The organism is Fibrobacter sp. (assembly GCF_045131395.1).
Lineage (GTDB): Bacteria > Fibrobacterota > Fibrobacteria > Fibrobacterales > Fibrobacteraceae > Fibrobacter.
This window is the reverse complement of sequence record NZ_JBGUQY010000046.1, coordinates 365,535-377,666: the sequence shown is the minus strand read 5'-3', so window position 1 is coordinate 377,666 and position 12,132 is coordinate 365,535. Positions and strand designations below refer to the sequence as shown.

General features: G+C 52.1%; 10 protein-coding genes. All 10 read left to right on the top strand.

The genetic code is table 11. The annotated features are described in order from the left end of the window. Nucleotides 1-40 precede the first annotated feature (40 nt). Nucleotides 41-1,213: a GTPase HflX gene (gene hflX / locus ACJMNB_RS12800; RefSeq protein ID WP_405343095.1), complete on the top strand. Its 1,173-nt coding sequence runs from the start codon at nt 41-43 to the stop codon at nt 1,211-1,213. Nucleotides 1,214-1,235: 22 nt separating this feature from the next. After that, nucleotides 1,236-2,300 carry an ABC transporter permease gene (locus ACJMNB_RS12795; protein ID WP_405343093.1) on the top strand — a complete coding sequence of 355 codons (1,065 nt, stop codon included), beginning with the start codon at nt 1,236-1,238 and terminating at the stop codon, nt 2,298-2,300. 8 nt (nt 2,301-2,308) lie between these two features. Beyond that, complete coding sequence (locus tag ACJMNB_RS12790; protein ID WP_405343091.1) at nt 2,309-3,094, top strand: ABC transporter ATP-binding protein; 786 nt, start codon at nt 2,309-2,311, stop codon at nt 3,092-3,094. 12 nt (nt 3,095-3,106) lie between these two features. After that, nucleotides 3,107-4,033, top strand: coding sequence for an MlaD family protein (locus tag ACJMNB_RS12785; RefSeq protein WP_405343089.1), 927 nt, complete (start codon nt 3,107-3,109; stop codon nt 4,031-4,033). Between the two features lies 1 nt (nt 4,034). Then, complete coding sequence (locus tag ACJMNB_RS12780; protein WP_405343087.1) at nt 4,035-4,637, top strand: ABC-type transport auxiliary lipoprotein family protein; 603 nt, start codon at nt 4,035-4,037, stop codon at nt 4,635-4,637. A gap of 122 nt (nt 4,638-4,759) precedes the next feature. Beyond that, the gene (locus ACJMNB_RS12775; RefSeq protein ID WP_405343085.1) at nt 4,760-6,271 is read left to right on the top strand and encodes a hypothetical protein; all 1,512 of its coding nucleotides are present in this window, start codon (nt 4,760-4,762) and stop codon (nt 6,269-6,271) included. Nucleotides 6,272-6,380: 109 nt separating this feature from the next. Continuing rightward, a complete protein-coding gene (locus tag ACJMNB_RS12770; RefSeq protein WP_405343083.1) occupies nt 6,381-8,927 on the top strand; it encodes a DNA gyrase/topoisomerase IV subunit A in 2,547 nt (848 codons plus the stop codon). A 255-nt stretch (nt 8,928-9,182) separates the two neighbouring features. Next, nucleotides 9,183-10,016: a TIGR02147 family protein gene (locus ACJMNB_RS12765; protein ID WP_405343081.1), complete on the top strand. Its 834-nt coding sequence runs from the start codon at nt 9,183-9,185 to the stop codon at nt 10,014-10,016. Next, the gene (locus ACJMNB_RS12760; protein ID WP_405343079.1) at nt 10,009-10,665 is read left to right on the top strand and encodes a hypothetical protein; all 657 of its coding nucleotides are present in this window, start codon (nt 10,009-10,011) and stop codon (nt 10,663-10,665) included. The genes ACJMNB_RS12765 and ACJMNB_RS12760 overlap by 8 nt, the downstream gene beginning before the upstream one ends. 14 nt (nt 10,666-10,679) lie before the next feature. After that, complete coding sequence (locus ACJMNB_RS12755) at nt 10,680-12,107, top strand: hypothetical protein (protein ID WP_405343077.1); 1,428 nt, start codon at nt 10,680-10,682, stop codon at nt 12,105-12,107. Nucleotides 12,108-12,132 lie beyond the last annotated feature (25 nt).

Here is a 12,132-nt window from a genome sequence, read left to right as displayed (position 1 = left end):
GCGCAATAATAAAAAAAACATTTTCTAATATGTAGCTCGTATGAAAGATTTTGCTATTGAACACAAGCCAAAGAAGGAACGCTGCATTCTTGTGGGTATTTCGACACCCAAGGTGCGTCCCTGGCTTGCCAGCGAACAACTTGCTGAATTAGGAAGGCTTGCAGAAACCGCAGGCGCCGAAGTAGTACAGAGTTTTTTGCAGAGAGTACAGAACTTTAGCCCCGCCACCCTGATTGGCGAAGGAAAGGTAAACGAGGTCAAACGCGCCCTGGAAGAGCTGGATGCCAAAATGGTGGTTTTTGACGACGACCTTTCGGGTTCGCAGGTTCGAAACCTGGAACAGCGGCTCCCGGGAATCAAGGTGCTGGACCGTACGGGCCTTATCCTGGATATTTTTGCAAAGCATGCCGTTACCGCAGAAAGCCGCCTCATGGTCGAAGTGGCCCAGCTGCAGTACATGATGCCCCGCCTTACCGGCGCCTGGACCCACCTTTGCCGCCAGCACAACGGAGGTATCGGCACCAAGGGCCCCGGCGAAACCCAGCTGGAAACGGACCGCCGCATGATCCGCAAACGAATCCAGGAACTAAAAAAGAAGCTGGAAAAGATTGAAGACGCCCGAGAAAGCCAGGCCGAGAACCGAAACGACATCTTCCACATCGGTATCGTGGGCTATACCAACGCCGGCAAGTCCACGCTGACCAACCGCCTGACCGGTGCCGACGTGTACGTAGAAGACAAGCTCTTCGCAACGCTGGACAGCACCACCCGAAAGCTTTACCTGGACGGCGAAAACATCATCCTGTCCGACACCGTAGGCTTTATCCGCAAACTTCCGCACAACCTAATCGAGACCTTCAAGAGCACGCTGGGAGTGGCCGCCCACGCCGACTGCATTTTAGAGGTGGTAGACGGTTCCGCCCCCGACTACCGCGAGCACCTGGAAGTCACCCATAAAACCCTGGAAGGCATCATCAGCCCCGAAACGCCTAGAATCCGCGTTTTCAACAAGGCCGAAATCTGCGACGAGGCCCGCCGTACCGAGCTCCACGATAACTACCCCGAGGCAATCCAGGTAAGCGCCCGTGAAAACATCGGCATGGAACTTTTGCGCAAGACCTTTAAGGAACAACTTACCATCTGGCATGAAAAACGTGACATTCATCAGCAAAAAGTGAAAGAACTTGCCGAAGCTCCCTGGAAAGACCAATAGCTTTTCTAAATTTGACCCCAACATGGAAGGAAGAACAATCACACTCCCCGCCGCCCTTACGGCTACAGGCAGCAGAGAACTGCTGCGGGAATGTCGGCGCGCGCTCAGGAACGGGCCCCTTTGCCTGGACGGTTCTTCCCTCGAACGAATGGACTACAGCGGAGACGCATTTTTCGCTCTTTTGGCCGATTTAAGCGAAAAAACGGGAAACAAGCTCACCCTCGCCCATTTTAACGAAGAAATTAAGGCCCAGCTCAGGGCCCTGAAAAAAGAAAAAATACCGCCCAAGATACAGCACGGCTACAGCAACTTCCTTGAAGCCATCGGCGCAAAGACCATCGTCGTCGCAAAAGAAGTTGCAGAAGTGTTCATCCTTTTGAACATGTGCATTTACTGGATGATTTGCGGCCCCTTCGACAAGGGACGCAGCAAATTTGGCGGTACGGCCAAGCAAGTCTTTATGCTCGGTACCGAAGCTACCGGAATCTGCTTCCTGATGGTGGCCCTCATCTGCTTTACCATGGCCCTCCAGAGTTCCTTTATGCTCAAGGCCGTGGGCGGTGGCACTTACCTGGCCTCGGGCCTGGGCTACCTGATTTTCGCCGAAATCAGCCCCCTTTTGACGACCATTATTCTGGCGGGGCGTTCGGGAAGCTCCATCGCCGCAGAAATTGCGAACATGTCGGTCTGCGAAGAAATCAAGGCCATCAAGACCATGGCGATTTCCCCGGTACAGTACCTGGTGGTTCCCCGCTTTATCGCCATGACCATCTGCACGCCCATCCTCTCCTTCTGCGCCGGTATCGCCGGTTGCCTTGCCGGATTCCTGATTGGCTACTTCTTCTTTGACATTTCCTTTGCGAACTATTTCCAGTCTATCCGCGACGGCATTCCTCCCATTCTTTTCTTGAAGAGCACCGTAAAGTCTATCGCATTCGGTTGGCTGGTAACGCTGATTTCTTGCAACAAGGGCTTAAACGCCGAAGGCGGTGCCGAGGCTGTGGGCCTTGCCACTACCTCTAGCGTCGTGATTTCGATTTCGGCCATCATCGTCGCGGACTGCGCGTTCAGTTTCGCATTCTACTAGGAGCAACAATGGACGACATTACACTCAAAGTAGATCACCTGAAGGCCGGTTACGACGGAAAGACCGTATTGAACGATATTTCGTTCGATGTCAAAAAGGGCGAAATCCGCATGATTCTCGGAAGTTCGGGCTGCGGAAAGTCCACCCTGATGAACAACATCCTGAAGCTTTACAAATCCGAAAGCGGAACCATCACCTTCTTCGGAAAGCAATTCAGCGCCAAGGAGGGGCTGGATTTCGAGACCCGCCTCCGTACGGGAGTGCTCTTCCAGAACGGCGCCCTCCTTTCGGACTTGACCGTCGCCGAAAACGCCATGCTCCCGCTGATCCGCAGCATGCCCTACATGCCCAAGAGCCAGATGGAAGCTATCGTTGCGGACCGACTGGAAAAAGTCCACCTGCTGCACGCCTTCCACAAGTACCCCTCGGAACTTTCGGGCGGCATGAAGCGCCGCGCAGCCTTGGCCCGCGCCATCGCCCTGAAGCCGGAACTGCTGTTCTGCGACGAACCTTCGACAGGCCTTGACCCGGTGACCGCCCGTTCCCTGGACGAGCTATTGCTGGAGCTCCGTGACACGCTCGGAGTCTCGATGGTCATTGTGAGCCACGAACTGGAAAGCATCAAGATTGTCTGCGACCGCTTTATCTACCTTAAAGACGGATACGTGCTGATGGACGGCACGCTGAAGCAGGGCCTGGAGAGCGAAGACCCCAGTTTGAAACACTTCTTCAACAGGCAATGCCCTAAAGAAGAAGTCAACAAAGAATATTACCAATTCGACTTTATTGATTGATCTGGAGAAAATATGGAAACCACACGAGCCGAACGTATCAAGATAGGCGCATTCATGCTCCTTTGCGGGGTAATGATTTGCGTATTCTTGGGCTATGTGCTTTCGCGTTTTTTGAACAAGGAATACGACAACTATTACACGGTATTCAGCGAATCGGTCATCGGCCTTTACAACGATGCACAGGTCAAGCTGAACGGCATTGACGTGGGCAATGTGACCGGGATAGAAATCGATTCCTCGAACCTGAACCAGGTGATTGTTCGTTTTCGCGTTAACAAAGGCACTCCCATCAAGATCGGCACCCGCGCCGGCATGACCCACGGCATTTCGCTCACCGGCGAAAAGCAGATTGTTCTTTCGGGCGGACGCTTTGACGAACCCGACGTGCAAGAGGGCGGATTCGTGCCTGCCGAAAAGACGGCCTTCGACGCCATCGCCAACAAGGCTACGGACATCATCGGTCACGTGGATTCCCTCATGACCAACCTGAACCGCGTCTTCTCCGAAGAAAACGCCAACAGCATCAGCAATTCCCTCAAGAATTTCGAAAACGCTACAAACAACTTAAACAAGCTGACCCAGAACCTGAACAAGCCCATCGACAACATCTCTAACGCCGCCACCTCCATGAAGAACGTGCTGGCAGAAATCGAAGAGGCCAAGATTGCGGCCAAGGCCGGTGAAAACATGGACGTGCTCAAGGAAAAGCTAGAAGCCATCGACACGAAGGCCATGAACGAAAACTTGACCCAGGCCATGGAATCCATCAAGCAACTGACCCAGAGACTTGACCAAGTCATCTACAAGAACCAGGACCAGGTGGGCGAAGCCATTATGGAACTCAACGCCGTACTTGAAAACCTTGAAGAATTCTCGCAGAAGATCAAGAACAACCCGTCGGCGCTCATCCGCTCCGAAAACAAGAGCCGGAGGAAATAATATGTTTAAGAGAACAACGATTTTATTGTTTACTTTAGCACTGTCTTTTGCCCTTACGGCATGCCTTGGCGGCGGCACCACGGAACCGACCCGTTACTATACCATCGCCATCGAAAATATCCAGAACCCTTCGGCAAGCAGCTTCAAGGACAAGCGCCTGCAGGTACGCAAGTTCACCATCGAGCCGGCCTACCAGCGCACCAATATCGTTTACCGTGAATCGGCCTACGACTTCATGTTCTACGATCTGGACCTCTGGGCCAGCCGTCCCGAACACATGCTTGCCCAGGTGGCAGGCGAATACCTGACCAGGGCCGGCATTTTCAAGAGTGTCGAGACCAAGACCAACGGCAAGCCCGACTATGAACTTCTGGGAAACATCATCGCCATCGAAGAAATCGACGAAGGTAGTTCCCAATACGCCCGCCTGGCCATCCAGCTGACCTTCCGCAAAACCGAAAGCGACGAGGCACTTTGGGAAAAGACCTTCGACCAGAAGAAGAGCATGGATAACCGGGAACCTCGAACCACGGCAGAAACCCTATCCAAGCTATTCGGCGAATACATGGAAGAAGCCCTCAACGAGATTTCTTCCCGGAACTAATAACAAATTTTCGGAATATTTATAAAAAGTGCCCCCAAAAGGCACTTTTTTTCGTTTATTTTGTCAAAAAGCGTTTACTTTGTTAAATTATGTAAATAAAACATCCAGAAAAGGAGAAACAAATGAAATCCATGAAGCTATCTGCGATCGTGCTCGGCCTCGCCGCCGCCAGCGCCTTTGCCCAAGCAGCACCGGCCGCAGCCCCTGCAGCTCAGCCTGCCGAACAACCTGCCGCCGTAGCTGAACCGGCCGCAGAACCTGCAACTCCCCCCGCCGCCCAGCCCGCTGCCGAAGCTCCCGCCAAGGCAGAAGAAGCACAGCCGGCCGCCGCTCCGGCCGCCGACGCCGCTGTAGCCCCGAAGGCCGAAGAAGCCAAGGTCGCCGAAGAACCTAAGGCAGAAGAAAAGAAAGAAGAAGTTGCCAAGGTCGAAGAACCCAAGGTAGAAGAAAAGAAGGAAGAAGCCAAGCAGGAACCGACCTCCATTCCTTTGACAGAACGCCTGAACATCACCAAGGCCGACGCCGAACCCGAAGCCAAGAAGGCCAAGGAATTCAAGGTTTCCGGCCAGGCAGAATTCGATACCTACGCCGACTGGAGGAACGACAGTGAACAGGACCTCTATCATCATTTCCAGTCTACCTTTGACCTCGATTTCCAGGTAAACTTTAACGAAAACTGGTCTGCCCAGGTCGAAATCGAAGCCGATGGCGACGGTTCCTCGCCCAGCGTTTATTACAACGGTGCATTCGTACAATACCAGAAGAACGAAAATTTCGCCATCAAATTTGGTGACTTGACCTATGCAGAAGGTGCATTCAACTACTATGGCTATGATGATCCGGCCTACAACGCCGCCGGCATGGCCGAACACGATGTCCGCGGTATCGAGCTCGACCTCTACGGTCTGCAACTCGCCATCGGTTTGACCAGGAACTCTATGGACTTCGCCTGCAGCCGTCAGTATTACTATTCAACCGGAGAACCGGTACAACCTCAGGATGTCTGCAGAAGCTACGACATTCACGGTGCCTACCAGCTTGAATTCGCCGGTCAGACACTGCGTCCGTTCGTTCATTACCAGAACTGGCAGCATGGCGAACAAAACGAATTCCACACCGGTTTGGACGCCGCCCTTGAATTCGGCCCCATCGCCATTCACGCCGTCTATGGTTTGCATAAAGACGACATCTCCAAGAGCAGTCCTGAAATCACTCACGCCTTCTTGGCAGAGCCCTCCTTCAAGGTTGCTAACGTGACAGTCAAGGGCGGATTCTTCTACGCCAAAATTGAAGAAAGCAAAGACGATGCAACGATTCACACCCCCGAAATTCCTGAATACATGTTCGGTTACGGTGAAGGCATCATCAAGTTCTGCGACGCAATCGCCCTTGGCGCAGTTGGCGAATTGCACACGAACTCTCTTGACGTGAATACCGACCTCGGTTCCTTGAACTTCGGTCTGCGTTCTTACTTTACCCCGGTCGACGGTCTCGAAGTAACGGGATTCATCATGGCTATTCTCCCCATGGGCGACGACTGGGAAAAGGACTTCCACAGTTCTTACGTTTCTACGGTTGATTACGGCGAAGACTTGAACCTCAACTTCGGCGTTGAAGCCATCTTCAGCTTCTAATCGGCCATCTTTGCCCCTTTGTGCAGTAGTGTCAATTTTTTGACACTACTTTTTTTTATATTGTATGCCGTTAGTTGAATTTCACGATTTTTAAAGTATTTAACTGAATATGAGCGAAGAAATTAAAGATTCGACCCTTGGACTTTCGAACGTAAGCCATCTTGAAAAACTCTATGACGGATGGTTTTTGGACTACGCCAGCTATGTGATTCTGGACCGCGCCGTTCCTTACTACGAGGACGGACTTAAACCGGTACAGCGCCGCATTTTGCACTCCCTTTTTGAAAACCACGACGGCCGCTACCAGAAGGTGGCCACCATCGTCGGTCGAACCATGGCCTACCACCCCCACGGTGACGCCTCCATTGGCGATGCCCTCGTGGGCCTCGGTCAAAAGAACTTGCTGATTGACACCCAGGGTAACTGGGGCAACCCCTTCACGGGCGACCGCGCTGCCGCCCCCCGTTATATCGAAGGCCGCCTCACCCCGTTCGCTGTGGACGTGGTGTTCAATCCCGAAACTACTGAATGGATCCCGAGTTACGACGGCCGTAGCCAGGAACCGGTGACCCTCCCGGTCAAGTTCCCGCTGCTCCTCGCCCAAGGTGTGGATGGCATTGCCGTGGGTCTTTCCACCTCGATCCTCCCCCACAACTTCCGCGAACTCTGCGAAGCCAGCATCGCCATTCTCAAGGGCAAGAAATTTACGCTGTATCCGGATTTCTTTACCGGCGGCATTATCGACGTGAGCGACTACAACGACGGTCAGCGTGGCGGCAAGGTCCGCGTACGCGCCAAGATCGAAAAGGTCGACAACAAGACCCTCGCCATCCGCGAAATCCCCTACGGCACCACCACCGTTAGCCTTATCGAAAGCATCGTGAAGGCCAACGACAAGGGCAAAATCAAGATTAAGCACGTGGACGACAACACCAGTAAAGAAGTGGAAATCCTCGTGCACCTGCAGCCGGGTACCGATCCGCAGGTCGCTATCGACGCCCTCTACACCTTTACCGATTGCGAAAAGTCCATTTCCCCGTGCACTTGCGTCATCGTGGACAAGCACCCGAAATTCCTGGGCGTCTCCGACATTCTGCGCATGAACACGGAGCACACGGTCAAGCTCCTGGAATGGGAACTGGCCAACGAGCTCAAGCACTTGGAAGACAAGTGGCACATGACCACCCTCGAAAAGATCTTTATCGAGAAGGAAGTCTACGAAGTCATCAAGAAGGCCAAGGACCGCGAACAGATCATCAAGTTCGTGCGCGAAGGCCTTATGCCTTACATCAAGCGCCTGCACCGCAAGGAAATTACGGACGAAGAAATCGCCAAGCTCATTGAAATTCCGATCCGCCGCATCAGCCATTACGACCGCGAAAAGGCCGACCAGCTCCTGAAGGAATTGGAAGAAAGCATTGCCACCTGCAAGTACAACCAGGAACACATTACCGACTACACCATCGAGCACTTCAAGAACATTCTCAAGAAGTACGGCGAAGGCAAGGAACGCCGCACCCAGATTGCGGAATTCGGCAAGGTGGAAGCCGTGCACGTGGCTCTCGCCAACCAGAAGCTTTACGTGAACCGCAAGGAAGGCTTCCTCGGCACCGGCATGAAGAAGGAAGAATACCTCTTCGACGTGTCCGAATACGATGACTTGATCGTGTTCAAGGCCGACGGCAGCTTCAAGGTCGTTAAGGTCAGCGACAAGGACTTTGTGGGCAAGAACATCTTGCTCGTGGAAAAGTTCAAGAAGGACGACGACCGCCATATTTATAACGTGATTCACCAGGACGGCAAGGACGGCGCTTACTACATCAAGCGTTTCAATGTCGGCGGCGTTACCCGCGACAAGGATTACTTCATGGGTAAGGGCAAGCCGGGCAGCAAGATTCTGTACATGTCCAGCAACCTGAACGGCGAAGCCGAAGTCGTGGAAGTCACGCTGAAGCCCCGCCCGCGCACCAAGCTCAACTTCGAAGTGGACTTCAGCTCCATTGACGTGAAGGGCCGCGGCGCCATGGGTAACATTGTGACCAAGTATCCGGTCAAGAGCATCAAGCGCGTCCGCAAGGGCGTGAGCACCTTGGGCGCCCGCGTACTTTACTTTGACGCCCTCGCCGGCATTATCAGCACCCAGAAGAAGGGCGACCGCATCGGCGAATTCGGCGAAAAGGACAAGATCCTGATTGTCAAGGAAAACGGTACGGCTCGCGTGCACGACATGGCAGACCCGATTCTCGTGGGTACCGGCATCAAGTACGTTCACAAGTTCGATCCGGAACAGGTCTTTACGATTCTCTACTTCGAAGGCGGAAACTTCAACTACATGGTCAAGCGCTTCAACTTGGAAGGCTGCCCCATGACGACGGAATTCAGCCTGGTATCTGACCACAAGGATACCCAGATGATTGAATTCTTCGCCACCGAAGACGCCCGCGAACTCATGGAATACCAGGTAGGTCGCGAAGTCCAGAAGGAAGAACTGGACCTCACCGAAGTGGCAGAAGTCAAGGGCTACAAGGCCTTGGGCAGCAAGTTCACCGCCAAGAAGGTGAAACGCGCCACCCGCATTACACCGCCCGACAGCTTCGACGACGGCTCCAGTGACGACGAAGGCTCCGACGAATCCGACCCGGAACTGTTCGACTAATTTTACGTCATTGCGAGGGCCTTTCGGCCCGAAGCAATCCATTCATTATTGTCATCCCCGGCTCCGACCGGGGATCTTTTTTATCCCGTGAAAAAGCGTTCCATGATAGGCTTTTTCGCCATATTATACGCTTTGTATAATTCACGAAATTTTCTTTAATTTTAAAGCAAAATTTCTTTAATTTTATTCAATTTTCTTTATTTTTGTATAATTAAATATTTGACTCACGGTTAAAATTAAGATATATTCTTTAGTATGAAATCGGTACTTGAATACAAAGACTACCACCTCTTTATGCAGGACTATTACGACGAACGCAAGCGTCTCGGAGCGTTCACGTGGAGAGAGTTCTGCAAGAGCGCCGGCTTTTCTTCGCCGAACTTTTTAAAGCTGGTGTGCATGGGTCAGAGCAATTTGAGTCGCCCCAAAATCGCAGACGTGGCCAAGGCCATGGGCCTTGCCGATTTCGAAGCAGACTATTTCCGCGAGCTGGTCACCTTCTGTAACGCTGATAAAGATTCCGTCAAGAAGGCCGCCCTGCTGGAAATGCAAAAGATTGCGTTGGAGCACAAAATCCGCGTAGTCGACGGAGACGCCTTCCAGTATTATGAATCCTGGAAGTACCCGGTCCTCAGGGAACTGGCCCCCATGATGCCCGGCGCCAACCCACGGGACATGGCCGACGAATGCAAAGAATACGTGTCCGCCGAAGAAGTCCGCGACATATTGGCATTCCTGGTGAAGGCCGGGTTCCTCAAAAAAGACGGCGACAAGGTTTATTCCCAGACGGAGCAGACCGTCATCGGTTCCAAGGAAGCCTTGCCCATCGCCATTCGCGCCATGCATAAGGAAATGGCAAACATGGCCGCCCGCGCCGTAGACCGTTACTCCGCCAACGAGCGCCACTTTACCGGAGTCACGCTCAGCGTGTGCCAAGAGGCAAAAGACATCATTGCAAAAGAACTGGACGACTGTTGCAAAAAGGTTCTCGCCATCGCCAATGCGTACAAGAACTCGGATCAAGTTTGCAGAATCAATTTTCAATTTTTCCCGGTCACCGAAAAAATAAAGGAACCGCACCATGCTTAAGAAGTTTTCACTCTTTATCGGTTGTTTTTCGTTGATTGCAATGATTGCCTGTTCCAGCAACGACGTGGCCGGCGGTACCATCGACCCCAATACCCTCGCCATCGCCAGCAGTTCCTCGATTGACGAAAGCAGCAGCTCATCGCATGACACCAACCGCTCCGATGTGGATCCCGATATCAAGGCTGAATCAAGTTCCGACAGCGACATTTATCCAGACACCCCAATCACCAGCTCTTCTTCGAGCATTGAGGAATCCGTCATCGAGTCCAGGAATTTCGACATCGAATACATTGGCTTTAGTAAAGAAGACGGCTCATACCTCCAACCCGTCAATATCCCTAATGCATACAAATGGATTGAAGGAGACTCGGTAAATGTAACACTAGATGTACACATGAACATTCCCTGCGAAACCGACATGCTGGAATCATTTGTAGAGTTCGTTAATTCTAGAGGAATCGTCACCGCTTTAAGTGAAGACACGCTGTACGTGGACATTCCCCAAAGCCAGGAATTCTCTTACGACTGCACCTGCACGGCGATGATATCCTTCACGCTGGACAAGGAATACTCTGACTTTAACTTTGCGATATTCGATCATAAAGACAAAATGTCTGTGAAAGAAAAAATAAAAAAGGTGGATAATTAACAAGGAGAATAAATATGAATCAGTCAAAAGTTCTTAAAACCATCACAGCCGCATCGCTGGCCGCCGCCCTTTCCGTGGCGTTCACCGCTTGCGGCGACGAATCGTCATCCACAAGCCCGGATCCGACGGTTCAGGGAGAAGACAGTTCTTCTTCTGTCGAAGAAAAGTCGTCCTCTAGCAACGGGAAGATTGAAAATTCCTCGTCCAGCGAAGAGACCAACGCATCCTCTTCGTCCGAGGCGCTATCTTCCAGCGAGCAATCGGGCTCCTCTTCATCGACCGGGAAGTCTTACAAGCCTACGGAATTCAAGGCCGAATGTCAAAGCGACAAACTGGAGCTTTACGAGACCGAAACAAACTTGAGCAGACTGCCTTCCGCCACAAGGATTATCGGCGATGACGGTTCCCAGACTATCATCACCGACGAAATCACCACCAACTGCGGAGCCGTCTTCGAGACACCCGATCTTTTTGAATCCGGCGATACACTCTATGTCCATTCGGAAGTCAATTATCCCCACGGAATGGCTAATTGCATCTGCCCGACGCGTATTTCCTTCAAGATTGAGGACTCGCAGCGATTCTCAAAGGCAAAGACGTTGGTATTCAACAACGAAGATACCTTCACACTGGAAACCGCTTCAAGCTCCACATTGACCGCCAGTAGTGTTTCCGGCGTTTGCCTGAACAACGATTTTTACGACCCCGAAGTAGATGGTGCCGTTCCCCCGGTTGCCTACATGAAAGTCGATTCCGATTCTGCCACCTTGATTCTTGAACGAGTGCAGGCGTCCTGCGAATTCATCAATGGATTTACCGGCCCCATCGAACTCCCGATTACCTCGAGCATCGATATCACGGCTGTCGACGACACGCTCTATTTAAAGCCGAAGGTGAAACAGACCACCTCGCCCAAAGCCACGGATTGTGTCTGCCCATCACGACTCACATTCAAGGTCAAGGCAGATCCGTCCATCGCTAACGCCAAAGTGCTTGTCATGGATGACCAATTGAATACGGGCAATAAATTACGCATCATCATGGCCGAAGACTATATAAGGACAAATCCAATCAACCAGCTGGAACAATACGGACTGAGCCGCGGAGCCTGCATGGAAAAGATCGCTACTGAAAAATCTTCCGTTGACGGACTCCCGCAAGCCGACTTGACCGTCTACGAAAACGGCAGGGCTGTCTTGCAGATGAATTTTGTGGAAGATTATTGCGACATCACGGCAAAGGTCTCCCAGAAAGTGGTCAACGACACCTTGTTCCTGGACTACTATGACATCACCAGCGCAAGCAAATGCACATGCACAATCTACAACCACACCTTCGATCTGAAGCTAGAGAACACTGGCGCCCGTTACGTCAAATTCAAGGAGCAAGTCTTCTACCTAGTCCCCATCACCTACACAAAAATTCCTAACTGGGATCTCTAATTACACAAAAAAACTCCAGCCGCAA

What these genes read in the sequence shown, in the direction of transcription:
- hflX (WP_405343095.1), top strand. Translation starts at nt 41, where the DNA reads ATGAAAGATTTTGCTATTGAACACAAGCCAAAGAAGGAACGCTGCATT.
- ACJMNB_RS12775 (WP_405343085.1), top strand. Translation starts at nt 4,760, where the DNA reads ATGAAATCCATGAAGCTATCTGCGATCGTGCTCGGCCTCGCCGCCGCC.
- ACJMNB_RS12755 (WP_405343077.1), top strand. Translation starts at nt 10,680, where the DNA reads ATGAATCAGTCAAAAGTTCTTAAAACCATCACAGCCGCATCGCTGGCC.
- ACJMNB_RS12785 (WP_405343089.1), top strand. Translation starts at nt 3,107, where the DNA reads ATGGAAACCACACGAGCCGAACGTATCAAGATAGGCGCATTCATGCTC.
- ACJMNB_RS12765 (WP_405343081.1), top strand. Translation starts at nt 9,183, where the DNA reads ATGAAATCGGTACTTGAATACAAAGACTACCACCTCTTTATGCAGGAC.
- ACJMNB_RS12780 (WP_405343087.1), top strand. Translation starts at nt 4,035, where the DNA reads ATGTTTAAGAGAACAACGATTTTATTGTTTACTTTAGCACTGTCTTTT.
- ACJMNB_RS12790 (WP_405343091.1), top strand. Translation starts at nt 2,309, where the DNA reads ATGGACGACATTACACTCAAAGTAGATCACCTGAAGGCCGGTTACGAC.
- ACJMNB_RS12760 (WP_405343079.1), top strand. Translation starts at nt 10,009, where the DNA reads ATGCTTAAGAAGTTTTCACTCTTTATCGGTTGTTTTTCGTTGATTGCA.
- ACJMNB_RS12795 (WP_405343093.1), top strand. Translation starts at nt 1,236, where the DNA reads ATGGAAGGAAGAACAATCACACTCCCCGCCGCCCTTACGGCTACAGGC.
- ACJMNB_RS12770 (WP_405343083.1), top strand. Translation starts at nt 6,381, where the DNA reads ATGAGCGAAGAAATTAAAGATTCGACCCTTGGACTTTCGAACGTAAGC.